At 70.5% G+C, this 24,749-nt stretch carries 28 protein-coding genes; 14 read left to right on the forward strand and 14 right to left on the reverse strand.

Going from position 1 to position 24,749, the window contains the following annotated elements:
* The first annotated feature begins 3 nt into the window (after nt 1-3).
* On the forward strand, nt 4-435 hold the full coding sequence (locus INT51_RS05825) for a hypothetical protein (protein ID WP_193104267.1): 432 nt from the start codon (nt 4-6) through the stop codon (nt 433-435).
* A complete protein-coding gene (locus INT51_RS05830) occupies nt 432-1,013 on the forward strand; it encodes a CDP-alcohol phosphatidyltransferase family protein (protein WP_193104268.1) in 582 nt (193 codons plus the stop codon). The genes INT51_RS05825 and INT51_RS05830 overlap by 4 nt, the downstream gene beginning before the upstream one ends.
* Here INT51_RS05830 and INT51_RS05835 read toward each other — a convergent pair.
* A complete protein-coding gene (locus tag INT51_RS05835) occupies nt 952-1,224 on the reverse strand; it encodes an acetyltransferase (protein WP_193104269.1) in 273 nt (90 codons plus the stop codon). The two genes, INT51_RS05830 and INT51_RS05835, sit on opposite strands and share 62 nt — an antisense overlap.
* A gap of 128 nt (nt 1,225-1,352) precedes the next feature.
* Here INT51_RS05835 and fdxA point away from each other — a divergent pair, with 128 nt between their 5' ends.
* The 3 genes from fdxA to INT51_RS05850 are packed head-to-tail and all read left to right on the forward strand — an operon-like array spanning nt 1,353 to nt 4,248.
* Nucleotides 1,353-1,682 (forward strand): ferredoxin, encoded by a 330-nt coding sequence (gene fdxA / locus INT51_RS05840; protein ID WP_193104270.1) that lies wholly within the window; start codon nt 1,353-1,355, stop codon nt 1,680-1,682.
* Nucleotides 1,683-1,685: 3 nt separating this feature from the next.
* On the forward strand, nt 1,686-2,843 hold the full coding sequence (dapC, locus tag INT51_RS05845; protein ID WP_193104271.1) for a succinyldiaminopimelate transaminase: 1,158 nt from the start codon (nt 1,686-1,688) through the stop codon (nt 2,841-2,843).
* 52 nt (nt 2,844-2,895) lie between these two features.
* The gene (locus tag INT51_RS05850) at nt 2,896-4,248 is read left to right on the forward strand and encodes a citrate synthase (protein WP_193104272.1); all 1,353 of its coding nucleotides are present in this window, start codon (nt 2,896-2,898) and stop codon (nt 4,246-4,248) included.
* 39 nt (nt 4,249-4,287) lie between these two features.
* Here INT51_RS05850 and INT51_RS05855 read toward each other — a convergent pair whose 3' ends face one another.
* From INT51_RS05855 to INT51_RS05880, 6 genes are all read right to left on the reverse strand, one after another.
* The gene (locus INT51_RS05855; protein ID WP_193104273.1) at nt 4,288-4,974 is read right to left on the reverse strand and encodes a glycerophosphodiester phosphodiesterase; all 687 of its coding nucleotides are present in this window, start codon (nt 4,972-4,974) and stop codon (nt 4,288-4,290) included.
* A gap of 41 nt (nt 4,975-5,015) precedes the next feature.
* Nucleotides 5,016-5,441: a VOC family protein gene (locus tag INT51_RS05860; RefSeq protein ID WP_193104274.1), complete on the reverse strand. Its 426-nt coding sequence runs from the start codon at nt 5,439-5,441 to the stop codon at nt 5,016-5,018.
* Nucleotides 5,434-6,312, reverse strand: coding sequence for an AraC family transcriptional regulator (locus INT51_RS05865; RefSeq protein WP_226832006.1), 879 nt, complete (start codon nt 6,310-6,312; stop codon nt 5,434-5,436). The genes INT51_RS05860 and INT51_RS05865 overlap by 8 nt, the downstream gene beginning before the upstream one ends.
* A 9-nt stretch (nt 6,313-6,321) precedes the next feature.
* Nucleotides 6,322-7,197 carry a hypothetical protein gene (locus INT51_RS05870; protein WP_226832037.1) on the reverse strand — a complete coding sequence of 292 codons (876 nt, stop codon included), beginning with the start codon at nt 7,195-7,197 and terminating at the stop codon, nt 6,322-6,324.
* 79 nt (nt 7,198-7,276) lie between these two features.
* The gene (gene dapD, locus INT51_RS05875; protein WP_193104275.1) at nt 7,277-8,266 is read right to left on the reverse strand and encodes a 2,3,4,5-tetrahydropyridine-2,6-dicarboxylate N-succinyltransferase; all 990 of its coding nucleotides are present in this window, start codon (nt 8,264-8,266) and stop codon (nt 7,277-7,279) included.
* 9 nt (nt 8,267-8,275) lie between these two features.
* Nucleotides 8,276-8,941 carry a helix-turn-helix transcriptional regulator gene (locus INT51_RS05880; protein WP_193104276.1) on the reverse strand — a complete coding sequence of 222 codons (666 nt, stop codon included), beginning with the start codon at nt 8,939-8,941 and terminating at the stop codon, nt 8,276-8,278.
* A gap of 104 nt (nt 8,942-9,045) precedes the next feature.
* Here INT51_RS05880 and INT51_RS05885 point away from each other — a divergent pair, with 104 nt between their 5' ends.
* The gene (locus INT51_RS05885; RefSeq protein WP_193104277.1) at nt 9,046-10,380 is read left to right on the forward strand and encodes an MFS transporter; all 1,335 of its coding nucleotides are present in this window, start codon (nt 9,046-9,048) and stop codon (nt 10,378-10,380) included.
* On the opposite strand, the gene INT51_RS05890 is transcribed toward INT51_RS05885, so the two are convergent.
* Nucleotides 10,365-11,276 (reverse strand): hypothetical protein, encoded by a 912-nt coding sequence (locus INT51_RS05890; protein ID WP_193104278.1) that lies wholly within the window; start codon nt 11,274-11,276, stop codon nt 10,365-10,367. The two genes, INT51_RS05885 and INT51_RS05890, sit on opposite strands and share 16 nt — an antisense overlap.
* A gap of 64 nt (nt 11,277-11,340) precedes the next feature.
* Between INT51_RS05890 and INT51_RS05895 the strand changes: the two genes are divergently transcribed.
* The 5 genes from INT51_RS05895 to INT51_RS05915 all read left to right on the forward strand — a co-directional run bounded on the left by INT51_RS05895 (nt 11,341) and on the right by INT51_RS05915 (nt 15,466).
* Nucleotides 11,341-13,101 (forward strand): FAD/NAD(P)-binding protein, encoded by a 1,761-nt coding sequence (locus tag INT51_RS05895; RefSeq protein WP_193104279.1) that lies wholly within the window; start codon nt 11,341-11,343, stop codon nt 13,099-13,101.
* Nucleotides 13,102-13,144: 43 nt separating this feature from the next.
* A complete protein-coding gene (dapE, locus tag INT51_RS05900; RefSeq protein ID WP_193104280.1) occupies nt 13,145-14,260 on the forward strand; it encodes a succinyl-diaminopimelate desuccinylase in 1,116 nt (371 codons plus the stop codon).
* Nucleotides 14,261-14,320: 60 nt separating this feature from the next.
* Nucleotides 14,321-15,058, forward strand: coding sequence for a TIGR00730 family Rossman fold protein (locus tag INT51_RS05905; RefSeq protein WP_193104281.1), 738 nt, complete (start codon nt 14,321-14,323; stop codon nt 15,056-15,058).
* Nucleotides 15,055-15,216, forward strand: coding sequence for a hypothetical protein (locus tag INT51_RS05910; protein WP_193104282.1), 162 nt, complete (start codon nt 15,055-15,057; stop codon nt 15,214-15,216). The genes INT51_RS05905 and INT51_RS05910 overlap by 4 nt, the downstream gene beginning before the upstream one ends.
* A 79-nt stretch (nt 15,217-15,295) precedes the next feature.
* The gene (locus tag INT51_RS05915) at nt 15,296-15,466 is read left to right on the forward strand and encodes a DUF3117 domain-containing protein (RefSeq protein ID WP_193104283.1); all 171 of its coding nucleotides are present in this window, start codon (nt 15,296-15,298) and stop codon (nt 15,464-15,466) included.
* A 54-nt stretch (nt 15,467-15,520) separates the two neighbouring features.
* Here the strand turns inward: INT51_RS05915 and INT51_RS05920 are convergent, their stop codons facing one another.
* The gene (locus INT51_RS05920) at nt 15,521-16,183 is read right to left on the reverse strand and encodes an O-methyltransferase (RefSeq protein WP_193104284.1); all 663 of its coding nucleotides are present in this window, start codon (nt 16,181-16,183) and stop codon (nt 15,521-15,523) included.
* A gap of 89 nt (nt 16,184-16,272) precedes the next feature.
* Between INT51_RS05920 and INT51_RS05925 the strand changes: the two genes are divergently transcribed.
* Nucleotides 16,273-16,719 (forward strand): twin-arginine translocase TatA/TatE family subunit, encoded by a 447-nt coding sequence (locus tag INT51_RS05925; RefSeq protein WP_226832007.1) that lies wholly within the window; start codon nt 16,273-16,275, stop codon nt 16,717-16,719.
* Between the two features lie 7 nt (nt 16,720-16,726).
* On the opposite strand, the gene INT51_RS05930 is transcribed toward INT51_RS05925, so the two are convergent.
* Genes INT51_RS05930 through INT51_RS05945 form a run of 4 tightly spaced genes read right to left on the reverse strand, consistent with a single transcriptional unit; the run spans nt 16,727 to nt 21,361 of the window.
* Nucleotides 16,727-17,875, reverse strand: a complete 1,149-nt coding sequence (locus INT51_RS05930) for a P-loop NTPase (protein ID WP_226832008.1) — start codon at nt 17,873-17,875, stop codon at nt 16,727-16,729.
* Complete coding sequence (locus tag INT51_RS05935) at nt 17,872-18,489, reverse strand: DUF1003 domain-containing protein (protein WP_193104285.1); 618 nt, start codon at nt 18,487-18,489, stop codon at nt 17,872-17,874. Before INT51_RS05935 ends, INT51_RS05930 begins: the two co-directional genes overlap by 4 nt.
* A 2-nt stretch (nt 18,490-18,491) precedes the next feature.
* Complete coding sequence (locus INT51_RS05940) at nt 18,492-19,820, reverse strand: magnesium transporter MgtE N-terminal domain-containing protein (protein ID WP_193104286.1); 1,329 nt, start codon at nt 19,818-19,820, stop codon at nt 18,492-18,494.
* Nucleotides 19,817-21,361, reverse strand: coding sequence for an aminopeptidase P family protein (locus INT51_RS05945; protein WP_193104287.1), 1,545 nt, complete (start codon nt 21,359-21,361; stop codon nt 19,817-19,819). Before INT51_RS05945 ends, INT51_RS05940 begins: the two co-directional genes overlap by 4 nt.
* Nucleotides 21,362-21,398: 37 nt before the next feature.
* On the opposite strand from INT51_RS05945, the gene INT51_RS05950 reads away from it, so the two are divergent.
* The gene (locus INT51_RS05950; protein WP_193104288.1) at nt 21,399-22,280 is read left to right on the forward strand and encodes a PHP domain-containing protein; all 882 of its coding nucleotides are present in this window, start codon (nt 21,399-21,401) and stop codon (nt 22,278-22,280) included.
* A complete protein-coding gene (locus INT51_RS05955; protein ID WP_193104289.1) occupies nt 22,281-22,910 on the forward strand; it encodes a MarC family protein in 630 nt (209 codons plus the stop codon).
* 56 nt (nt 22,911-22,966) lie between these two features.
* Here INT51_RS05955 and INT51_RS05960 read toward each other — a convergent pair whose 3' ends face one another.
* Nucleotides 22,967-24,709, reverse strand: a complete 1,743-nt coding sequence (locus INT51_RS05960) for a DEAD/DEAH box helicase (protein ID WP_193104290.1) — start codon at nt 24,707-24,709, stop codon at nt 22,967-22,969.
* Nucleotides 24,710-24,749 lie beyond the last annotated feature (40 nt).

Consider the following 24,749-nt stretch of genomic DNA (forward strand, 5'->3'; position numbering starts at 1 on the left):
ACCGTGACGGATACGCGCCGCCGACCGGTCTCGGTCGACACGAGCTCCGTCGCCGCCCGCATCACCCAGGGCGCGATGGGGGTCGTCCTGGCCGTCATCTCGGTGCTGCTGATGATCACCACGCATCGGATGCAGCTCGAGATCGGCGGCGTGGCTCTTCCCGTCGGACTGCTGTTCGGCGGCGCGTTCCAGATCGTCACCTGCGTGTTCCTCTACGCGGCGACCGGGAGTCGGTTGCCGCTGGTGGTGCTCGGTTCGCTGTGGGGTCTCATCGCGGCGCCGTTCCTGGGCCGCGGAGCAGGGGGCGGGGTGCTGATGCCTGCCGTCATCGCCGATCAGCCTCAGTTCTCCGGTTGGATCGTGCAGGGGATCGGGGTGGCGGTCCCGTTCCTCACGGTCGGTGTCATCACCCTGCTGCGCCGCCGGCAGCGATGACCACCGGACCCCGGCCCGACTGGGCGACGATCCCGAACCTCGTCACGCTCGCGCGCTTCGTGCTGCTGGGCCCGGTCTGTCTGCTGCTGCTGGACGGCCCGGGCCCGCTCGCCGTCGTCCTGCTCCTGGTGTGGGCGTCGACCGACTGGATCGACGGGATGCTGGCCCGCGTCCTGCACCAGAGAAGTCGCACCGGTGAGCTCATCGACCCGATCGCGGATCGGGTGGGCCTGGCAGCGATCGTGCTGACACTGGCGATGATCGAGCTGCTGCCCTGGGCGGCGCTCGTGATCATCGTGGTCACGGACGTCGCGATGATGCTCCTGGTCTCGCGGGCGGCCCTCGGTGGGCGCATCTCCGTCTCCCGGCTCGGAAAGGTGCGCACCTTCGTGCTGATGACGTCGGTGTTCCTGCTGGTCGCCTCCGCAGCCTGGGCGCCGGGGCTGATCCCCGCCGTCCAGGCACTGCTGTGGCTCGCCGTGGTGCTGCACGTGATCTCCGGCGCGGACTACATCCTCAGGGCATCTCGCGTCTCGGGCGCCGCACCGGCGGGGGAGGGACCTCCTTCGCCGCGATGACGAGCACCCGCGGCACGCGCACCTGGCCGCGGCGGGTCATCACCTCCACCTCGGTCTCGTCGGCAGCGAGGATCGTGCCGAGGGCATCGGTCATCGATTCCCCGTGGGGCGATGTCTTCCGGTCGATCGCGTAGCGCAGCACTACACGCGTACCCACCTGCAGGAACGGCGCCCATCCGGCGCGTACCCGATCTCCTTCGTGATCCGTCATCCTGCGAGGCTATCCTCGCCGCGATGTTCCTCGTGTCACGTCCGCTCGGCGGGCCCGTTTCGGGGGCCCGGGCAGGTTCCCGGGGTGAGAGGATGGACCTGTCTCTGAGACGGAAGGTTGCTGCCCCCATGACGTATGTCATCGCCCTGCCCTGCGTGGACGTGAAAGATCGTGCCTGCGTGGACGAGTGCCCCGTGGACTGCATCTACGAGGGTGATCGGATGCTCTACATCCAACCCGATGAATGCGTCGACTGCGGCGCCTGCGAGCCGGTGTGCCCGGTGGAGGCGATCTTCTACGAGGACGACACCCCGGACCAGTGGGCCGAGTACTACACGGCGAACGTCGATTTCTTCGACGACCTCGGCGCGCCCGGTGGCGCCGCCAAGATGGGCGTGATCCACAAGGACCACCCGATCGTCGCGGCCCTGCCCCCGCAGCCGAACCCCCTGGGCTGATCCATGCCCGCCACTGCTGCGCGTCGCGCCCTCGCCGGGCGACTGCCCGCCTTTCCCTGGGACGCTCTGGCCGGTGCGAAAGAGCGCGCGGCCGCCCACCCGGACGGCATCGTCGATCTCTCTGTCGGCACCCCGGTCGATCCGACCCCCGCCTCCGTGCGGGCCGCTCTCACCGCAGCCGCGGATCGCCCGGGATACCCGACGACGGTCGGGACGCCCGCGCTGCGCGAGGCCCTCGTGGACTTCGTGCGCCGTCATCGCGGCGCTCCCGAGCAGCTCGACGTCGACGGCGTGCTGCCGACCGTCGGCTCCAAGGAGCTCGTGGCGCACCTTCCCTTCCAACTCGGCATCGGAGCGGGCGAAGCCGTCGCGTTCCCGGCTGTTGCGTATCCGACCTACGACATGGGCGCCCGCTTCGTCGGCGCCGAGGCATTGCCCGTGGACATGGCGGCACTGGCCGCCCAGGGCGATGCGGCGCTGCCCGATCCGTCGGTCGTCTCCCGTCTCCGCCTGCTCTGGCTGAACTCACCGTCGAACCCGACCGGTGAGGTGCTCGCCGCTGGCCAGCTGGCGTCCATCGTCACCTGGGCCCGTGAGCGGGGCATCATCGTCGCCTCGGACGAGTGCTATGCGCTGCTGCCGTGGACCGTCGACGAGGTCCCCTCGGTGCTGGACCCGCGCGTGAACGGCGGCGACCTCGACGGCCTGCTGTGCGTGTACTCGCTGTCCAAGCAGTCGAATCTGGCCGGCTACCGCGCGGCGTTCGTCGCCGGTGATCCGGCCCTGGTGGGGGAGCTGCTCGCCGTGCGCAAGCAGGCCGGCATGATGCTCCCCGCGCCGATCCAGGACGCGATGACCGTCGCCCTGGGCGATGACGACGCGGCGCGCGCCCAGCGAGAGGTCTACCGCTCCCGCCGCACGATCCTCGAGCCCGCCCTGCGCGCCGCCGGCGCGCAGATCCACGGTTCCCAGGCAGGTCTGTACCTGTGGTCCACCTTCGGTGAGAGCGCGATGAACAGCGTCGAACGTCTCGCCGACCTCGGTATCCTGGCCGCCCCGGGGATGTTCTATGGTGAGGGTGGCGGGACATTCGTCCGCGTCGCACTGACCGCGACCGACGAGCGGATCACCACCGCTGCCCGGCGCCTTCCGCGCCTCTGATACCTGCGCTCCGAGCGCACCCACCGATCCGACACTGCACAACGGAGAGCCCATGGATCACGCGACCTCGTCTGCTCAGCTCACTCTCGGGGAGAAGTCCCTCGACCTTCCGATCGTCCCCGCCGTCGAGGGCAACTCCGGCATCGGGATCGGACCGCTGCGCAAGGAGACGGGTGAGGTGACCTACGACCCCGGCTTCATGAACACCGCGAACGCGAAGTCCGCGATCACCTACATCGACGGCGATGAGGGGATCCTGCGCTACCGCGGGTATCCGATCGAGCAGCTCGCCGAGAAGGCCTCCTTCCTCGAGGTCTCCTACCTGCTCATCAACGGCGAGCTGCCCACCAAGGGCCAGCTCGACAACTTCGAGGCACAGGTCGAGCGGCGCACCCTGCTCGACGAGCGCTTCAAGCGCATGTTCGACGGCTACCCGCGCGATGCCCATCCGATGGCGGTGCTGCAGGCCGGTACCTCCGCTCTGTCGACCTTCTACCAGGACTCCCTGGACCCCTTCGACGAGGAGCAGGTGCGGCTGTCCTCCGTGCGGCTCCTCGCCAAGATGCCGACCATGGCCGCTTACGCGCACCGCATCGCCCAGGGTCATGCACTGCTGTACCCGGATAACCGGCTCTCGCTGATCGAGAACTTCCTGCGCCTGACCTTCGGGTTCCCGGTCGAGGATTACATCGCCGACCCCGTCGTGGTGCGTGCGATGGAGCAGCTGCTGATCCTGCACGCCGATCACGAGCAGAACTGCTCCACCTCGGCCGTACGCCTGGTGGGCTCCTCGCAGGCGAACCTGTTCACCTCCATCGCCGCAGGCATCGGCGCGCTGTCAGGGCCCGCGCACGGCGGCGCCAACGCCGCGGTGATGGACATGCTCGACCAGATGCAGGCCGAGAACATGGACCCGCACGACTTCATGGAGAAGGTGAAGAACAAGGAGGACGGGATCCGCCTCATGGGCTTCGGCCACCGGGTCTACAAGAACTACGATCCGCGCGCCCGCATCGTGAAGAAGATCGCCGACGACGTCCTCGAGCGACTCGGCGTCCACGACGAGCGCCTCGAGCTGGCCATGAAGCTCGAGGAGATCGCCCTGAAGGACGACTACTTCGTCGAGCGCAAGCTCTACCCGAACGTCGACTTCTACACCGGCCTCATCTACAACGCCATCGGGTTCCCGACGGAGATGTTCACCGTGCTGTTCGCCATCGGCCGCCTGCCGGGCTGGATCGCCCAGTGGCAGGAGATGGTCCACGACCCGGAGACCAAGATCGGGCGTCCGCGTCAGATCTACACCGGTCACGGCGAGCGTCAGTACCGGGCCATGGAGGAGCGCACCGGCACCAGCGAGCTGCGCCTGGCGGAGCTCAAGGCGGATATCGACAACCGCGCCTGAGGCCCGCGCTGCCTCGCATCGGGGCTCGTGGAACCATGGTCAGGTGCCGTGGAGCGCGCGACGCAGCTCTCCAGCGCGGTTCGAGGTGATCGAGTCGACGCCGAGGGCGGCGAGCTGTCGTGCGCGATCAGGATCATCGACCGTCCAGCACGACACCGCCAGCCCCAGGCTGCGAGCATGGGCGATGGACGTCGCGTCCACCAGCTCGTGCGATGGGTTCCAGGCGTGCGGGCGCAGTGCGGCGACCGTCGCCTCGTCGATCAGGTCCGTGCTTTTCCAGGTCAGCCAGATATCGGCCGACGGATCGGCCTCCCGCACCGAGCGCATCGCTGGCAGGCCCCCGCAGAAGGCGGGCACTGGATCGGCCTCCAGTGCGATGGCAGCTGCTGCGGCGGCAAGGTCGACGGGGACATCGTTCTCGGGCAGGTCGATCAGCAGACGGGCCGGGCCGGCGGCCGCGAGTGCCTCGGCCAGCAGAGGAATCCCTCTGTTGAGCTCGCCGGCCATCTGCTCCCGCACCGGGCGATCCGTGCCCCACAGGCGACGCGTGGTCGCATCGTGCAGCAGCACGACGGCGCCGTCGGCCGTGAGCCGCACATCGACCTCGATCATCGACGCGCCGTCATCACGCGCTCGACGGATCGCCGCGAGGGTGTTCTCCACCTCGTGCATCGGATCGCCGCGATGGGCGACGATCTGGGGGAGCGGAGAGGCGAGTGCGCGCATGGACCGAGAGTACTGACTCTGCCCTGATCGACGTCGACGGATCAGTCGTCGCGGGAGATCGGCTCCCCGGCGTAGGTGCCGAGGGACCACAGATTGCCCTCGGGGTCGCGCACCGCGAACTCGCGGCTGCCGTACGGAGTGTCGTCCAGAGGCATGATGACGTCGGCCTTCTTCTCCAGGACCCGCTGGTAGAGGGCGTCGATCTCGGTCACCACGACGTAGGCGCCGGCGCTGCCGGGCTCCCGGGACCAGATGGTGGCTCCCTCCTGATGGCTTCCGATCATCACGCCGCCGCGACCGTCCGGGCGGCGGAGCTCGCTGTGGGCGACGCGGTCGCCGTCGTCGTATCTCGCGGTGAGGACGAACCCGAGCACATCGGTGAGGAAGTCGAGGAGTCCGGGGGCGTCGCGGGCCTGGAGCGTGACAAGGACGGTGGGTCCGTGTGGCGAGGTGCTCTGCTCAGTCATGCTGCTCATTCTCGACCGCACCGTGCCCACCGTCTTGAATGTTCCGGAACTCCTCGCGGATCCAGGAACACGGGCCCAGGCCCGCGTACCGCGTGAACTCACGCGTCAGATGCGCCTGGTCGCTGAAGCCGGCTTCGGCTGCGATCCGAGCGAGGTCCGCACGGCCCCGGCGTCGCACCTGTCGCGCGATGGAGGTCGAGGCGTTCTCGAAGCGCATCAGCCCCGCGACCTGTTTGGGCGAGCGGCCCAGCTCCTGATGGAACAACGTGCCGAGATGACGTGTGCTCAGGCCGACGGCGGTGGCGAGCTCGGCCACGGGAATCCTGCCGTCGGATCGTTCCAGGAGGTCCCAGGCGTGCAGCAGCTCTGGCCGCAGGAGCACGTCCCGGTCGCAGTGACGGCGGATCAACCGCTCGGCGACGAGGTGGAATCGCGTGTCCCAGGCAGTCGCTTCCCGCAGCTGCTCGTGGAGTTCGAGGGGCCAGCGCCCCAGGACGGACTCGCCGTCGAAGTCGGTCACGGGAAGCTCCGCGGCCGGGAGGCCGAGGACAGATCGGGCCGCCAGCGGATGCATCGCGATCTGCACTCCGGCCTGGGTCGCACGCTGTCGCACATAGCTGGCCGCCGTGTGCAGCCCGCCGATGATGACGGGGTGCGGACGGGCATGGCGGAGGGCGGCGGCCGTCGAGGTGGCCTCCACGCCGTCATCGAGGGCGATGATGAAGGTCAGTCGTGAGGAGGGCAATCCTCGGTGCAGGCCCTCAGGCGCCTCCAGTGCCCGGTACCCGACCATGGAGCTGATGCCGGGGGCAGGACGGGCGGGAGCAGAGACGAAGTCCCAGATCGGATCGTGGTGCACGCCCTCACCCATGCGGCGAGGCTACCCCTGGCTGACGAGCACCACCACATGGTCGGGCTCGCCGCCTGAGACGGTCGCCCACGCCGTGGCGCTTTCACCTCGCACGGAGCGGTCCCAGACGCGGCCCTGGTAGGACACCTGGATCACGCCGTCGTCGGCCGCGCGGGCGACCGCCCAGTTCGCGAGTGTCCAGCCGAGACCCGTGTCGCCCTGCGGGTCGATGACCACTGCTGTGGCGCCCGCTTCCGCGGGTAGCTGCGGCGCCGAACCGCTGGCGGCGGCGAGGGTCGAGGTCAGGCGGCCGGCCTCGGTCAGCTGCGGGAACTGGCGCACGAGCTCGGAGCGCACCTGCTCGGGGGAGACGGTCGATCCGACCTCGCCCAGTGTGCACACCAGGTTCGCACCGCTCTGGCCGGTCAGCGCCGAGGCATACAGGCGACCCTCGGTCTCGTGGTCCCGGTAGGCCTCGGGGTGCCCGCTGCGCTGCACCTCCTGCGCGACGTCGTTGATATCGGCCGCGGTGTACCCGTCGACCTTCTCCAGGGCGTCGTAGAAGGCATTGGTGGAGTAGACCGGATCCAGGATCTCCGCCTCGCTGCCCCAGCCCTGCGAAGGACGCTGCTGGAAGAGGCCGAGGGAGTCGCGGTCGCCGTGCTCGATATTGCGCAGCTGCGACTCCTGGTAGGCGGTCGCAAGCGCGATCGAGGCCGCCCGCGGGGGCAGACCGCGGTCGACGGCGACGGCGCTGATCAGCGCGGCGTTCGCGACTCGCTCCGTGGAGTACCGGTGCGAGGTGCCCAGTCCCGTCGCCGTGCACGTGCCCTCGTGGGCGGGGGAGCCGTAGTGCTGCAGGGCGATGTAGGAGCCCCCGGCGATCCCGGCGAGCACCAGCACCATCACCAACGGGATCACGAGGTGGCGGGCGACGGAGCCACTTCTGCCTGCGCTGCGCGCCACCTCGTGCTCTCCTCTCCGGTCAGTTCGCGTGCAGGGCGGCGTTGAGCTCGACGGTCTGACCCTCCCGGGCCACCGCCTCGACCGCGCCGGTCAGGGAGTTGCGGCGGAACAGCAGGTTCGAGATGCCGGAGAGGTCACGGGCCTTGACCACGTGAGGTTCCTCGGCGCTCGCGCCCTGCTCACCGACCACGATGACCTTGGTGCCGGCGGTGAGGTACAGGCCCGCCTCGACCACGCTGTCGTCGCCGAGGGCGATGCCGATCCCGGCTTCCGCGCCCACCAGGGAGCGCCGACCGATGCTCACGCGCTCGGTGCCGCCGCCGGAGAGGGTGCCCATCGTCGAGGCGCCGCCGCCCACATCGGAGCCGTCTCCGACGACGACGCCCTGGGAGATCCGGCCCTCGACCATCGAGGTGCCCAGCGTGCCGGCGTTGAAGTTCACGAAGCCCTCGTGCATGACGGTGGTGCCCTCCGCGAGGTGGGCGCCCAGGCGCACGCGGTCGGCGTCGCCGATGCGCACCCCGGTGGGCAGCACGTAGTCGACCATGCGGGGGAACTTGTCGATGCTGAAGACGGTGGGGGTGCGGCCCGCCGAGATCAGTCGCAGGCGGGTCTCCTCGAAGCCGGCCACGGCGCAGGGGCCCTGCGAGGTCCACACGGCGTTGGTGAGCATGCCGAACAGCCCGTCGAGGTTCTGGGCGTTGGGCTGGACCAGGCGATGGGAGAGCAGGTGCAGTCGCAGGTAGGCGTCGGCGGTGTCGGCCGGGGCGGCGGCGAGCTCGATCGCGCGCACCACGACCTCCTGGGTGGTGCCGCGCACCTCGTCGGCGCGGGCGGCGGAGCTCAGCTGCGCGTACAGGGGGTGGGCCTCGGGGTCGTCCTGGACGGCCCCGAGCACCGGTGCGGGATACCAGGCGTCGAGGGTGGAGCCGTCGGCGGCGATCGTGGCGAGGCCGATGCCCCAGGCGTGGGTGGCGGGGGAGGCGGGACCAGGCGTCGTCGTAGTCATGGGGAGAGTCTACGAATCCTGGCTGGGGGAATGGGCATCGCGGTCACCGACCAGGGTGAACAGCACATGGAAGTCCGTCGCGGGGCTCTCGGAATCGGGATCGCCGGCCACGTCCGCGCCGTGCTCGTCGCGGTTCAGACGGTTGAACTCCATGATCGTGGTTCCGACCAGGTCCGCGAGTTCGTCGAATTGGTCGGAGGAGATCCGCAGCGTCGTGGCGACCAGCGAGCTCTTCCCCGTGGTGTCCGGGTCCGAGGCGCCGGCACGGGCGGCCCAGGTGGTCCGCATCCAGTCGAGGGCGGCCAGGGACACCGCGCTGGACGCGGCCTCGTACTCGCGGGCCTCCGCCGGCGTGCCGTCGGCGCCCGACGGATCGACGGGCCCGGACCGGAAGGAGGACTGGGCGAGCTTCCAGACCCGGTCGCGCTTGTCGCGAGCCGCCTCCGGGGCCTCGGCCACGACGCCGCCGCGGGCGAGGATCCGCAGGTGGTAGCTCACGGAGTTCGCAGGGATCCCCAGCTCTGCGGCGAGATCCGCAGCGCGCGCTGTACCGAGCCGGCCGATGCGCTCCATCAACGTCAGGCGCAGCGGATGGGCGAGGGCGCGCAACTGGTCTCGGGAGGCGTCCTCGCCGATCCCTGCAGCACGGTCCGGGTCCTCCTCGGGGGTGGTCATGGGGTGAGTCTACGGAGACGGACCTCGCCCTGCACGACATGGTGCGCACAACAAGGTGCGCAAAAAATATTGCGCAAGAACTGGTGCGCGTATAGATTCTCCGCATGACCACCACGACACCGACCTCTCTGCGCCGCGATCGCGAGTACCTCCTCTGGCTCGGGGGAGACGTCGCTGCCGGCATCGGCACCGAGATCGGGATGTTCGCCTTCCCGCTGATCACGTTCGCGGTCACCGGCTCCACGGTCGCGACCGGGGTGGTTGGCCTGGTCCAAGGGATCGGACAGTTAGCAGGGATGCTGCCCGGGGGAGTGATCGCCGATCGCTACGACCGCCGCCGGCTGCGCCTGCTCTCGAGCGTGCTCGGTGCGCTCGCCCAGGTCGTGCTCATCGCGGTGCTGGTCGGGGGCACGGCCGGCGTGGCCGTGCTCGCGGCGCTGGCGGCCACTGACCGCTTCCGGGCGTCACTGCTGGACTCGGCGTCCAACGCCATGCTCAAGCAGCTCGTGACCCCGGAGCAGCTGCCGACGGCCGTCTCCGTCAACCAGGGCAGGGACGCCGCGATCGCCCTCGGGTCCGGCCCGACCGGTGGTGCGCTGCTCGCGCTGCATCTCGCCGTTCCGGCGCTGACCCAGTTGGTGGGCAACCTCGTCAGCGTCCTGTGCACCCTCCTCATGCGAGGCGACTACCGGCCGCGCACCGTGGGTGCCCCGTCCACTCGCCTCCTCGCGGACCTTCGCGAGGGCGCACGCTGGATCCTGTCCCAGCCAGTGCGCATGCAGATCTCGGCGGCTGCCGCGCTGGTCAATCTCGGGGCCAACGGCGCGCTGCTGTCGGTGACGCTCATGCTCGCGGCGGACGGAGTGCCGGCGCTGCGGATCGGGCTGCTCACCACGGCGTTCGCCCTCTCGCTCCTGATCGGCTCGGCGGTGGCGCCGCGAGTGGTCGCCGCCGTCCCGACCGGGGCGCTCATGGTGCTCGAGCTGACGCTGATCGCCCTGATCACCGCGATCATCCCCGCTCTGCCAGGCTTCTGGTGGATCGTCGGGGCGTATGCCCTGCTGGGGATCGGGCTGGCACCGTTGAACGCGGCGACGATGGGCTTCTTCACGCACATCACGCCGGTGGAGATGCAGGGGCGGGCCGGGGCGTTCTCGGGGCTGCTGTCGATGGGCCTGATGCCGCTGGCGCCCGCCCTAGCCGGGTTCGGGCTCGAGGCGTGGGGCGCGGGCGTGACGCTCGGCATGTTCGCCGGCGTCTGTGCGGGCGGTGCTCTCGTGGTGGTGCTCGGAGGACAGGCGCGTCGTATTCCTGCCTCCGGGGCGTGGGACTCCTATGCCGTGCGCACCCATCTGGTCTCCCCAGGGCAGTCAGAGCCTTCTGTGCAGGCATCATCGGTCCCTGCCGATCCGGGGACATCGGATCAGATGTCGAGCTGATCTGTCTCGCCCAGAGGGCCCGTCTCGCCGAACCACTGCGCCGCACGAGCCCGGCGCACGATCTGCTCGAGGCGCCGCCCGCGCAGCTGCACCGCGACCACCGCGAGCAGCAGCGCGAGCACCCCGCCGCCCAACGACCACAGAGCCGTCGTGGTCAAGGAGCTGTCGTCGCCGCTCAGCAGCGTGATCAGCAGAACTGCCGCCCCGACACAGATCGCGATGATCCCGATTCCCACGAGCAGGGCCGGGCCCAGCAACCGCAGGAGCGCCGGTCCGGCCGAATCACCCTGCAGGGCCCGGTGCATCGGCAGTCCGCGCCCGAGCTGTCCGGGCCGGGTGACCGCCCAATCCAGTAATCGATGATCGCGGCGCCGGGTCGCGATCGTCCCGACCAGCGCCGCGAGGACCATGGCGACGCCGATCGTGACCAGCAGCGGGACGGTCGCGGGAGGCAGCGCGGTGCGACTCAGCTCCTCAGCGCGCACACCGATCACGACCAGCGCGCTCACGCACCCCAGCGCCCCCAGCAGCAGCACCGTCTCCAGCACCCGCAGGGGAAGCTGGCGCGCCGCCCGCTCCGCCTGCGCAGCGGAGGCGAGCTCATCGGCCACCGGGTCGGCGCCCTCGTCCAGCGCCACCCGACGCTCGTCCGCCAGGTTCTCCATGAAGGCTTCAGCATGCGACCCGGCGTGCAGAGAGACGGCGTACTGCGCCCGCTGGGCGGCCGACAACCACGCCGTCATCACCATCGAGTCCGCGAGAGCACGTTCCTCGGGCAGCAGGTTCGAATTCGCGATCGCGCGGATCCGCGCAGCTTGTCGGCCGGCGAGCACGCCTCCGGGGACGGCGGGAGCGCCGTGATGCAGGTGCCTCGGCGGCGGCGGGGTGTTCGTCATGCCACATATGGTCCCAGACCGTGAGCTGCACAGGACTCTGCTGGGCCCGCGCCATACTGGTCCGATGACCGCCGCCACCGACCTCGCACGCACCGTCGCCGTCATCGGTGCGGGCCCCCGTGGTACGGCGATCATCGAGCGGCTGGTCGCGGCCTCGAAGCTCCCCGAATGGCGCGGCGCGCTGACCGTGCACCTCATCGACCCTCAGGTGGGTCGCGGCGGCGCCGTGTGGCGGCACGACCAGTCCGATGTACTGCTGATGAACACCACGACCTGCCAGACCTCGATGTATCCCGATGAGACCTGCCATCCCGTGCTGGCGCCCCTGCACACCGAGACCCTCGCCGACCATCTCGCCGACGAGGGACTGGCCCCCAGCGACTTCGCCTCCCGCGCCGCCCACGGCCGCTACCTCGCCCGGGTGCTCGGGACCGCAGAAGCCGACGCCGATCCCGACCGCCTCCGCATCGTCCAGCACGCTGCCGAAGCCGTCGATGTCACCGGCCCCGCCGACGGCATCCAGCGGGTGCGACTGTCCGACAGCCGCGTGCTCAGCGCCGACGCGGTCGCGCTCGCGCTCGGCCACCTGCCCACGGCGCTCGGCCCCCGCTCCCAGCAGCTCGCCGACGCTGCCGCACGCCACGGCCTGGTCCACGTCGGCCCGGCCAACCCGCTCGAGGTCGACTACTCCTGTCTGCTGGGCCGTGAGGCGGTCGCCGTCCAGGGCATGGGCTTGAACTTCTACGACGCCATCGGCATGCTCACCACCGTCGCCGGCGGCCGCTTCGAGCCCGACGACACGGCGGCGTCGGGCCTGCGGTACCTGCGCGGTGGCGGCGAGCCCCGACTCGTCGTCGGCTCCCGGTCCGGCATGGTCTACCGGCCCAAGCCGGACCTCGGCCCCGAGCTGCCCGAGCCGTATCTCCCGCAGGTCCTCACCGGGGAGCGGGTGCTCGAGCTCGCGGTGCGGTCCGCCGGTATCGACCACGAGCGCGACGTCATGCCGCTGATATTCGCCGAGCTGCGCCGCGGGCTCGACGGGGCCGGCTTCGCGGAGCTCGCGCACGATGAGCCCCTCACGCATCTGCTGTTCCCCTTCGGCCGGCGCGGCGGCGACGCAGCCGACGCGCATCGCCGCACCGGCGACGTGCTGCGTGACTCCCTGCGCGCCGCCACCGAGCCAGATCCCGCCTGGGTGCTGATCTACCGAGTGCTCATCGCCATGCGACTGCAGGTGGGCCGACTCACCGATCTCGGTGCCTACACCACAGAATCAGTGCGCCGCGACATCGACGGGCATCTGCGCAATGCCTTCGCCTCCTGGGCTTCGGGCCCTCCCGTGCTGCGCGCCCGCCAGGCCCTCGCCCTCGAGGAGGCCGGTCTGCTGGAGTTCACCGGCCCGCGCATGCACATCGACATCGACGACGAGGCCGGCCGTTTCGCGGTGCGCGGCGCCGAGGGGCCGGTCACGCTGTGCGACGGGGTGTTCGAGGCGCACCTGCCGCCGGTGGACCTGCCCGCGTACCGCAGCGCCCTGCTCGGCGCCTGGCGCGAGCGCGGCGAGGTCCAGAAGGACTCCTGGGCCTCCCGCGGCAGCCGCCGCCGGATGCTGACCGGCTCGATCGCCGTCGACGGCCTCTATGCACCGATCGGGCTCGACGACACGGTCTACGAGCGGCGCCTCATGGTCGGCGTCCCCGTGAGCACCGCGCAGCCCGGATCTGCGATCAGCGCCGAGCCCGGCACTTCCGCCCAGCTGCTGCGTCACGCCGAGGCGGTGGCGCTGCGCCTGGCCCGCGCCGGGGGAGCGCTGGCCGGGGACTGACCCACGACCACCGCAGGGCTGGGGGCAGTGGCACGATGGCACCATGCTGACCGCCGAGAATCTCCCCCCCGCCCTGGACCCCCGCACCGACATCGTCGAGCTCACCGCCGCGATCGTCGACATCGAATCCGTCTCGGGGAACGAGGAGGCGCTCGCCGACGCCGTCGAGGCCGCACTGCGCGAGCACGCCGTGCATCTCGAGGTGATCCGCGACGGCGATACCGTCATCGCGCGCACCCACCGCGGCCTGGACCAGCGCGTGCTGCTCGCCGGGCACCTCGACACCGTGCCGGTCGCCGACAACCTGCCCTCCTCCCGCCGCCTCCGCGAGGGTCGCGAGGAACTGGTGGGTCGCGGCACCTGCGACATGAAGGGCGGCGTCGCCGCGTTCCTCGCCCTCGCCGTCGAGGCCGACGCCGCTCCCGTCGATCTCACCTGGATCTTCTACGACCACGAGGAGGTCGCTGCGGCGGACAACTCCCTGACCCGCCTCGCGACCGAGCACCCCGAGTACCTCGCAGCGGACTTCGCGCTCCTCGGCGAGCCGACCTCGGCCGGGGTCGAGGGCGGATGCAAGGGCACCATGAAGCTCGAGGTCACCGCGCGCGGCATCGCCGCGCACTCGGCCCGCGACTGGGTGGGCGACAACGCCATCCACCACCTCGCCCCTGTGCTCGAGCGCCTCTCCGCCTACGAGGCCCGGCGGGCCGTGATCGACGGCCTCGAGTACCGCGAGTGCCTCAATGCGGTCGCGATCTCCGGCGGCATCGCCGGCAATGTCATCCCCGACCGGGCCGGCGCCACACTCAACTACCGCTTCGCACCGGACACCAGCGTCGCGCAGGCCGAGGCGCATGTGCGCGAGGTGCTCGACGGGCTCGATCTCGACATCGTCGTCACCGACGCCGCGGCCGGCGCCCTGCCGGGCCTGGCCGACGACGCGGCCCGCGCTTTCCTCGCCGCCCTCGGCGACGTCCCCGTCGCCGCGAAGCAGGGCTGGACGGACGTGGCTCGCTTCGCCGCGCTCGGCACCCCTGCCGTGAACTTCGGCCCCGGGGACCCGCTGCTCGCCCACACCGACGACGAGCACGTCCCGCTCCAGGACCTCCGCGTGGTCCTCGACTCTCTGCGGCGCTGGCTGGGAGTGACCGCGCGATGACCGGACCGAACAAGGACTGCGTCGATCTCGGATCGCAGCAGCAGCCGATACGCTCGATCCATGACGCCTGAGGAACGAGACCGCCACCGCAAGGGGCCCATCACGCTGAGCGGCTCCCAGCGACCCGCCCGCACCACGGACCAGCGTCTGCTCGAGGAGGATGCGCCCGGAGACTGGGTGCACTCCGATCCGTGGCGCGTGATGCGCATCCAGTCGGAGTTCGTCGAGGGCTTCGGCGCGCTCGCCGAACTGGGGCCGGCCATCTCGATCTTCGGCTCCGCGCGCATCGGGCAGGAGCACCCGTACTACGAGTGCGCACTCGAGATCGCCAAGGGCGTCGTGGGCCTCGGCTACGCCGTCATCACCGGCGGTGGCCCGGGCATCATGGAGGCCGGCAATCGCGGCGCCCAGGAGGCCGGAGGCGTGTCCGTCGGCCTCGGGATCGAACTCCCGCATGAACAGGGGATGAACGAGTATGTGGACCTCGGGGTCGACTTCCGCTACTTCTTCGCCCGCAAGACGATGTTCGTGAAGTACTCCAGCGGCTTCGTGGTGATGCCCGGAGGGTTCGGCACCTTCGACGAGCTGTTCGAGGCGCTGTGCCTCATGCAGACCCACAAGATCGACCTGTTCCCGGTGGTGCTGGTGGGCCGCTCCTACTGGCAGGGCCTGCTCGACTGGCTGACCAGCGCGGTCCTGGACGGCGGCACGATCAACTCGGTCGACATCGATCTGCTGCGTGTCGTGGACACCGCGGACGAAGCGCTCGACGTGCTGCGGGAAGCCACCCGGACGTGACCGCCGTCAGTCCGATCGTGCTGCTCCTGCTGCTGGTCGCAGTGGTCGTGGCGGTGCTCATGGTGCTGGTCGCGCTGGGGCGGATCGGGGACGGAACTGCCGTCCCGGAGCGGCGCCGGAGAGCCCGGCGCTCGACCCGGTCGCAAGACCTGAGATAATAGCCACCGTACGCGCGCTGTCCGAGGCCCCGTCCGGGGGAGCCACTCAGGGACAGCGACACCATCAAGGAGGCATGCCATGGCTGCTATGAAGCCGCGCACCGGGGACGGTCCGCTCGAGGTCGTGAAGGAGGGTCGCAGCACCATCATGCGTGTTCCGCTCGAGGGGGGCGGCCGTTTGGTCGTCGAGATCGCCGCGTCGGAGGCCGTGGAGCTTCGCGACGCCCTGGAAGGCATGATCAACTCCTGATCGACGCCGGACGACAGCCCCGCACCCTCGAGGTGCGGGGCTGTCGTCGTCGGCTCAGGGGCGGGCGGGGCGCAATACGGCGGCGAGCACGCCGTCGCCGCTGCCGGTGAGCATCGAGACCAGGTCCTCTGATTCGGCGACGCCCTTGAGCACGGCTCGCACCGACCGGGTCTCGGCGTCGCGGGCCGTGGGGTCGGCGACGCGGTCGTGATAGAGCGCATGGGGGACCACCAGGACGCCTCCCGGGCGCAGCAGGCGCCTCGCGTGCTCGAGCAGGTCCAGGGCGTGCGGTGCCTGGGCGGGGAAGCTCACCAGGTCGTAGGCGTGGTCGGTGAGGCGACCGATGACGTCGCGCGGAGTGCCGGCGATGGTCCGCACTCGCGGGGAGCGGATCTGCGCCTCGGTGAACGACTGGCGGGCCGCGCGCTGGTTCTCGACCTCCGGGTCGATCGTCGTGAGCACGCCATCAGGATGCATGCCGGCCAGCAGGTAGAGCGAGCCGACGCCGCTGCCGGTACCGATCTCGACGGCGGACTTGGCCTGCACCGCCGCCGCGAGCACCCGCATCAGCGCGCCGGCGCCGGGCAGGACGGGAGTCGCGCCGATCTCGTTGCCGCGCTCTCGGGCGCGGGCGAGGACGCCATCGTCGGCGAAGAGGGTCGTCTCGTCGACGAACTCCTCACCATGGGCCCAACTGGCCACTTTTCCCGACGACATGACTGCATCCTTCCGGTCGGCTCGTATGATCTGGCCCAGACTATGGCAGAGACGGAGGCTGGGACACCTGCGCCGCCTGCGATGCAATAATGGCCGCAGTATCAGCGGACGACACGTACAGGTGGGACATGGGCGGCACCGGATTCATGGGTCTCGGCGGGTGGGAAGTCGTCATCCTGCTCGTGGTGTTCCTCGTGATCGTCGGCCCTCAGCGACTTCCCGACCTCACGCGACAGCTCGTGCAGTGGGTGCGTCAGGCCCGCCGCTGGGTCGACGACTCGCGGGCGACGGTCGAGGACGAGATGGGCATCGCCATCGAGGACCTCAGGAAGTACGACCCGCGTCAGTACGATCCGCGCCGGATCATCCGCGAGGCATGGGGCGACACCGACCCCTCGGAACTGCTGCCCAGCAAGGACGCGATGTCCGTTGCCGCCGGCGCCGGCGCCGGGGCGGCGGCGAAGGGCAAGAAGTCTGCGAAGGGGAAGAAGAACGACGGCCCGAAGCGGGCGCCCTTCGACCCCGAGGCCACCTGAGCTCGCCTCAGCTCTTCGCGACGGACAACGGCAGCTTCATCCCCTCGAGCCCACGAGGCTTGCGCACGAGCGCACGGGCCACACCCTTCAGGGCCATCGCGGTCGGGGAGTCCGGGGCCGTCAGCACCAGCGGAACGCCCCGATCGGCGCCTTCGCGCAGCGCGGGATCCAGGCCGACCCTCCCCAGCACGGGCACGTCGTGGCCGACGGCCCCCGCAAGGGTCGCTGCCACCCGGTCTCCGCCGCCGGAGCCGAAGACGTCCATCACGGTGCCGTCGGGGAGCGTCAGACCCGCCATGTTCTCCACCACCCCGGCGACCTCCTGCTCGGTCGAGGTGGCGAGCGAACCGACCCGCTCGGCGACCAAGGACGCCGACTGCTGCGGCGTGGTCACCACGACCATCTGGGCGCTCGGCAGCAGCTGCGCGACGGAGATCGCCACGTCCCCCGTGCCGGGCGGCAGATCCAGCAGCAGCACGTCCAGGTCGCCCCAGAACACGTCGGAGGCGAACTGCTCGATCGCCCGGTGCATCTTCGGGCCGCGCCACACCACGGCCTGGCCCTCCGGCACGAACATCCCGATGCTCATGACGGCCACTCCGTGCGCCTCGGGCGGCATCAGCAGGTCCGAGACCTTGGTGGGCTGAGCGGTGATGCCGAACATGCCGGGCATCGAGAAGCCGTGGATGTCGGCGTCGATCACGCCGACGCGCAGACCGTCGGCCGCCATCGCGGCAGCGAGATTCGCGGTCACCGTGGACTTGCCGACCCCGCCCTTGCCGGAGGAGATCGCGTAGATGCGGGTCAGCGAGCCGGGCTGGTTGAAGGGGATCTGCCGACGCCCCTGGCGGAGTCGGTTGGTGAGCTCCCGGCGCTGCTCCTCGTTCATGGCGCTGGTCGAGACCTCGACCCGGCTGAGACCGGGGACCGTTGCGGTCGCCTCGGCGGTGTCGCGCTCGATGCGGTCCCGCATGGGGCAGCCCTCGATCGTGAGCAGCACCTGCACGCGGGCGATGCCATCGGGGTCGACCGTGACGGAGTCGACCATCCCGAGCTCGGTGATCGGGCGATGGATCTCAGGATCGATCACCGCGTTCAGGGCCTCATGGATGAGGGCGACGCGGTCGTCGGCGGAGGTGTGCTCGGTCGTGCTCATGGCGTGTGGTGCTCCTTCGGAAGGTCGGGCTCGCCGGCCCGGTCGCGCTCGGACAGCACGGCGTCGATCTCCTCGCGGAGGATCGCACGCAGGGCGTCGGCGTCGAGAGGGGAGGTGACGGATGGGGAATCGGGGGCGCTGTCGAGGTCCTCGAGCAGGTCGCGCAGCTCGCCGCGCACGAAATCTCGGGTGGCGACGTCGTTCAGGGCCAGGCGCAGGGAGGCGATCTCCCGGGTGATGAAGTCGGTGGTCGCGTGATTGCGATCGTTGGACTGGCGGTCCTGCTCGGCCTGCACGCGGTCGCGGTCGTCCTGGCGGTTCTGCGCGAGCAGCAGAAGAGGTGCGGCGTAGGACGCCTGCAGGGACAGGATCAGCGTGAGCAGGGTGAAGTTCAGTGCTCGCGGGTCGAACTGCGCCGAGACCGGTGCCAGCGAGTTCCAGGTCAGCCACACGGCGCAGAACAGCGTCATCCCGACCAGGAAGGCCGGTGTGCCCATCATGCGGGCGAAGCCCTCGGCGCCCCGGCCGAAGGCGTCGCCGCGGAAGGGATTGCGCAGGCGTGCCTGGCGACGGGGCGCGGGGTCGTCGAGCGGCGGCGGGTTGTGCTCGGCCATCCTCACTCCTCCTTCGCGGCATCGCGGGCGGTGGCCCGGGCGATCTCCGACAGGTCGATCTGCCCGGTGGTGGGCACCGGTTCGTCCTGTTCGCGCCAGTCATCGGGCAGCATGTGGTCCAGCACGTCATCGACGGTGACCGCTCCCAGCAGGCGGCCGTCCTCGTCGATCACCGGGATCGAGACCAGGTTGTAGGTGGCCATCTCACGGGTCACCTCGGACAGCGGCGCCGTCGGCCCGACCGCGACCTTGTCGGCGTCGAGGATCTCCCCGACGGGCCGGTCGGGGCGTTCGCGCAGCAGCTGCTGGAAATGGACGATGCCCAGCAGCTTGCCGGTCGGCGTCTCCAGCGGGGAGCGGCACACGTGCACCGTGGAGGCCAGCGCGGCGTGCAGGGCCTCGCGGCTGATCATGGCCAGGCAGTGCGCCACCGGGGTCTCCGGGGCCACCACGAGCGGCTCCGTGGTCATCATCCCGCCGGCGGTGTACTCGTCGTACGCGAGCAGCCGGCGCACATCCTCCGCCTCCTCCGGTTCCATCAGGTTCAGCAGCTGGGACGCGACCTGATCGGGCAGCTCCTGGACCAGGTCCGCAGCGTCGTCGGGATCCATCGCGTCCAGGATGTCGGCGGCGCGGGTGGCGTCCATGCCCGTGACGACCTCGACGCGGATGTCCTCGGGCAGCTCCTCGAGCGCGTCCGCGAGGCGCTCGTCGGACAGCTCGCCGGCCAGTTCGATGCGCCGTTTGGCATCCAGTTCCTGGATGATCTCGGCGAGGTCGGCGGGATTGAGATCCTGATAGGACGCGGCCAGCAGATGCGCGGACTGCTCCGCCTGGGTGCCGTAGAGGCCGGCCACCTCGGACAGCTCCACCGTGAGCGTCTGGCCCCGCGAGACCAGGCGGCTCAGCGAACTGCCGCGACGGCGGCGGCGCACGTGCAGCCGCGACACCTCCCAGTCCCGGTGCCGGTTCTGGTCCAGAGCGATGTCCAGCACGGTCGCCTCGCCGGAGCCGTCGTGCAGAGTGACAGCACGGTCCAGCAGGTCCCCGATCACCAGCAGTTCGCCGGTGCGCTTCTCGAAGCGGCGCACGTTGAGCACGCCGGTCGAGATCACCTGGCCCGGGGAGATCGACGTGACCCGCGTGATCGGCAGGAACACGCGGCGTTTGACCGCGACCTCGACCACGAGGCCGACGGCGCGCGCGGAGTTGCGGGCCTGGGGGAGGAGCACGACGTCGCGAACCTTCGCCACCGCGTCCCCGATGGGATCGAAGACGGTGGTGCCGACGAGTCGTGCGGCGTAGAAGCGCGGCGGCGTAGTGGTGCTCACTGCCTCAGACTAGCGATCCAGCGCTCGACGTCCTGCACCCGTCGGGGCGCCGCGGCAGAGAGGTTCTCCACGCCGTCGGCGGTGACCAGGACGTCGTCCTCGATACGCACGCCGATGCCGCGCAGCTCCTCGGGAACCAGCAGGTCGTTCTCCTTGAAGTACAGGCCCGGTTCGATGGTGAAGACCATGCCGGGTTCGAGCTCTGCGTCGAGATACATCTCGCGGCGGGCCTGCGCGCAGTCGTGCACATCCATGCCCAGGTGGTGGCTGGTGCCGTGCGGCATCCACCGTCGGTGCCACTGGCCCTCGGGTGCCAGGGACTCCGCGGCGGTGCCGGGCAGGACGCCCCACTGCTCGAGACGGCCGGCGAGGACCTCCATCGCGGCGGCGTGCAGCTCGCGGAAGCGCAGTCCGGGGCGCGCCACCGCGAAGGCGGCGTCGGCGGCCTCGAGCACGGCCTCGTAGACCCGACGCTGGACCGGGGAGAAGGTGCCGGCGACCGGCAGGGTGCGGGTGACGTCCGCGGTGTAGAGGGAATCGACCTCGACGCCCGCATCGATCAGCACCAGCTCGTCGGCCTGCACAGCGCCGTCGTTGCGGGTCCAGTGCAGGGTGCAGGCGTGATCGCCGGCGGCGGCGATGGTGTCGTAGCCCACTCCGTTGCCGTCGGCCCGCGCGGTCCGGGCGAAGACGCCCTCGATGACACGCTCACCGCGAGCATGGTCGACGGCCGCGCTCAGGTTCCGGATGACGTCCTCGAAGCCTCTGATGGTCGCGTCGACCGCGACGCGCATCTGGCCGATCTCGTACTCGTCCTTGACCAGCCGCTGCTCGCTCGCCGCTTCCTTCAGCCCGGCGTGCTGCGCGGCGGCATCGTCCCCGCCGGGCAGACCGTTCTGGGCACGGATCTCCTGGACCATGGCCTCCACGGTGGCGTCCACGCCCGGCATGATCGACAGCGACAGCTGGGCGCCGATGTCCTTGGCGAGGTGGTCGCGCAGCTCGTCGATGTGACGCACCTCGACGCCGAGCCGCTGGGAGGCCTCGTCGAGGGTGGGGCGGCGTCCCACCCACATCTCGCCGTAGCGGGAATCAGCGTAGAACTCACTGGTGTCGAAGCCCGCGCGGGGGCGGAAGAAGTACGTCGCCTGAGCGCGATGCGCATCCTCGGCCGACGGTTCGATCACCAGCACGCTGTCGGGTTCCTCGTCGGTGCCCAGGCCCGCGTAGTACGCGAAGGCCGTGTCGGGGCGGAACGGGTAGTCGGTGTCGTTGGAGCGCACCTTCAGCACGCCCGCGGGAAGCACGAGTCGCGTCCCGGGCAGGCGCTGCACGAGCGCGTCGCGACGGGCGGGGGTGAAGTCCGCGGCCTCGCGACGGTCCGCGTCCGGGACGGTCTCATCCCAGCCGGAGGCGATGAAGTCGCGGAACGCCGCATTGGTGGGGCGCTGGCTGCGCGAGTCCCCGCGCGAGGCGAGGTCCTTGCCGGCGTCGCGGTCGTCGGTGCTGATCTGGCTCGTGTCGGTGCTCTCGGTGCTCACTCCCCGATGGTCTCACGCCGCGGTCTACGCTGGGCCTATGAGTCAGCCGTCCATCCCCCACGGCGCGGAGCGCATCGACCTGCACACCCACACGTCGTGGTCCGACGGCACCTGTGGGGTCCTCGAGCTGCTGCAGCACGCGCGCGAGGCGCAGCTGGACGTCCTCGCGCTCACGGACCACGACACCGTGGCGGGCTGGGCCGAGCTGCCCGCAGCGGTCGCCGCGACCGGCGTCGCCGCCGTGCCCGGGATCGAGGTCTCCAGCGAGCACCAGGGCCTCAGCGTGCACGTGCTCGCGCTCCTGGTGGATCCGTCCCCGGACAGCGAGCTCGCCGCCGAGATGGCGCGGGCCCGCTCCTCGCGCATCGAGCGAGCTCGGGCCATGGTCGAGCTGATCGGGCAGGACCATCCGATCACCTGGGAGGACGTCCGGGCGCAGGCCGCCGGAGAGAGCACCGTGATCGGACGGCCGCACATCGCCGACGCCCTGGTCGCCCATGGCGCCATCCCGGACCGTTCGGCGGCCTTCGCGGAGATCCTCAGCCCCTCGGGGCCCTACTACGTGCCGTACTACGCGCCGTCACCGGTGGCCGCGGTGCGGGCGATCCGCGAGACCGGCGGGGTGGCGATCGTCGCCCATCCCGGGTCCGTGAGCCGAGATGCGGACCTGCCGGTGGACCTGCTGGAGGCGATGGTGGAGGCGGGTCTGACCGGGATCGAGGTCGACCACCGCGAACATGACGAGGCCGAGCGCGCGCGATTGCGGGACTTCGCCGCCGTCCACGATCTCCTGATCACGGGCGGCAGCGACTACCATGGCGCCGGCAAACCCAACCGGCTCGGAGAGAACCTCACGCAGCCGGACGTCCTGGCCGCGATCACCCACCGCGCCACGAGCACCACCGAGGTCATCCGTTAAGTGAACCTGGTCGATCCGAGCTTCCTCACGGGAGTGTTCGTCACCCTCTTCGTCATCATCGATCCCCCGGGCACCGTCCCCATCTTCCTCTCGTTGACCAGCACCATGACCGCGAAGCAGCGCTCCCGGGCGGCACTGGTCGCGGTCGGTGTGGCGATACTGATCATCTCGGTGTTCGCCCTGTTCGGGCGGTTCATCCTCGACTACATGAGCATCTCGCTGCCCGCGCTGCAGTTCTCCGGCGGCCTGCTGCTGCTGATCGTCGCGCTGCAGCTGCTGTCCGGCAAGGAGGGCGAGATGGCCGCGCGCGAGGGGGTCAACGTGGCTCTGGTGCCACTGGGCACGCCGCTGCTCGGCGGGCCGGGCGCGATCGTCGCCGTGATGCTGTTCGTGGAGCAGACCGGTGGCGAGGCCGCCCGCGTCAGCTCGCTGGTGATCGCCATGACGCTGCTGGCGGCCACGATGTACCTCGCGCTGCGCTTCGCGGGTCTCATCGCCCGGGTGCTCGGGGACGGCGGCGTCACCCTGGTCACGCGCATCTCCGGTGTGCTGCTCGCCGCTATCAGCACCCAGATGATCTTCGACGCGATCCATGCCTTCCTCCTCAGCTGGGGCATGCTCCCCACCTGACGACAACGGTCCGCACCTCCTGGGAGGTACGGACCGCCGGGTTGATCAGGGACTGATCAGGAATCGCTCTGCGGGGCCTGCTGACCCTCGCCGCCACGGCTGCGGCCGCGACCGCCCCGGGACCGACGACGGCGCGGACGGTCCTCGCCCGAGCCCTCGTTCTTCTGGCCGGAGTCGCTCGCAGCGGTCGACGGTGCGCCGCCCGACTCGGCGGTGACCTCACCGTTGACCCGACGGGTGCGCGAACGGGTGCGACGGGGACGCTCGCCGGCGCCCTCGGTCGCGACGGGTGCTGCCGGCTCGCTCGGGCGCTCCTTGCGCGGCTCGCTGCGACGCTCGCCGCCACGGCTGCGACCTCCGTCGCGGCCACTGTCCCGACCGCCGCGACCGCTGTCACGGCCACCGGTGCGCGGGCCGCGCGAGGAGTGATCCGGACCGCCGAGGTCCTCGATCTGCTCGGCTCCCAGACCATCCCGCGTGCGCTTGTCCCGGGGCAGGGTGCCCTTGGACCCGGTGGGGATGTCGAGATCGGTGTAGAGGTGCTCCGAGGTGGAGTACGTCTCGACGGCCTCGGTGGACTCCAGGCCCAGCTGTCGAGCGATGAGGGCCCAGCGTGCCAGGTCCTCCCAGTCCACGAACGTGACCGCGGTGCCCTTCTTGCCCGCGCGTCCGGTGCGGCCGGTGCGGTGCAGGTAGGTCTTGTCGTCGTCCGGGCAGTTCCAGTTCACGACGTGGGTCACGTCGGTGACATCGATGCCGCGGGCGGCGACGTCGGTCGCGACCAGCACGTCGATCTTTCCGTTGCGGAAGGCGCGCAGCGCCTGCTCACGGGCGCCCTGGCCGAGATCGCCGTGCAGCGGAGCGGCCGCGAAGCCGCGGTCTGCGAGATCGCCGGCCACGCGGTCCGCCTGACGCTTGGTGCGCATGAAGATGATCGACAGGCCGCGACCACGGGCCTGCAGCATGCGGGCCATGACCTCGATCTTGTCGAGCTGGTGCGCGCGGTAGACGACCTGCTTGATGTCGGCCTTGGTGCGCGCCCCGTCGTTCGGGTCCTGGGCACGGATGTGGGTCGGCTGGCTCATGAAGCGACGGGCCAGGGCCATGATCGGGCCGGGCATCGTCGCGGAGAACAGCATGGTCTGGCGGGTGGACGGCACCGCCTGCAGCAGCTTCTCGATGTCCTCGAGGAAGCCGAGGTCGAGCATCTCGTCGGCCTCGTCGAGCACTGCGGTGCGCACCTGGGACAGGTCCAGGTACTTCTGGCGCATGAGGTCGATCAGACGGCCCGGGGTGCCCACGACGACCTCGACGCCTCGTTCGAGGGCCTCGATCTGCGGCTCGTAGGCACGGCCGCCGTAGACGGTCAGGATGCGCACGGGGCGCTTGGCCGACGCAGCGATGAGATCCTCGGCGACCTGCACCGCGAGCTCACGGGTGGGCAGGACCACGAGGGCCTGCGGCTTGCCGACGGGACGACCGTCGGGGTTGTCCTCGCCCGGGGCGACGGCCGCCTGCAGCAGGGGGATGCCGAAACCGAGCGTCTTGCCGGTGCCGGTCTTGGCCTGACCGATGATGTCGCGGCCGCGCAGGGCGACCGGGAGGGTCATCGACTGGATGGGGAATGGATGGATGATGCCCTTGGCCGCGAGGGCCTCGACGATGTCGTCCCGGACAGCGAAGTCCGCGAAGGTCTGCTGGGGCTCGCTGGGCTCGCTCGTGTTCGGGGTGCCGGAGCTCTGCTCGACGGCGGGGGAGGCCGACACGGCCTCATCGGTGTGCGGGATGGTTTCAGGCACCGTTCAACTCTCTGTCATGGATATGCACCGCCATCGTAGC

It is taken from the genome of Brachybacterium sp. FME24, assembly GCF_014897705.1.
Taxonomy (GTDB): domain Bacteria; phylum Actinomycetota; class Actinomycetes; order Actinomycetales; family Dermabacteraceae; genus Brachybacterium.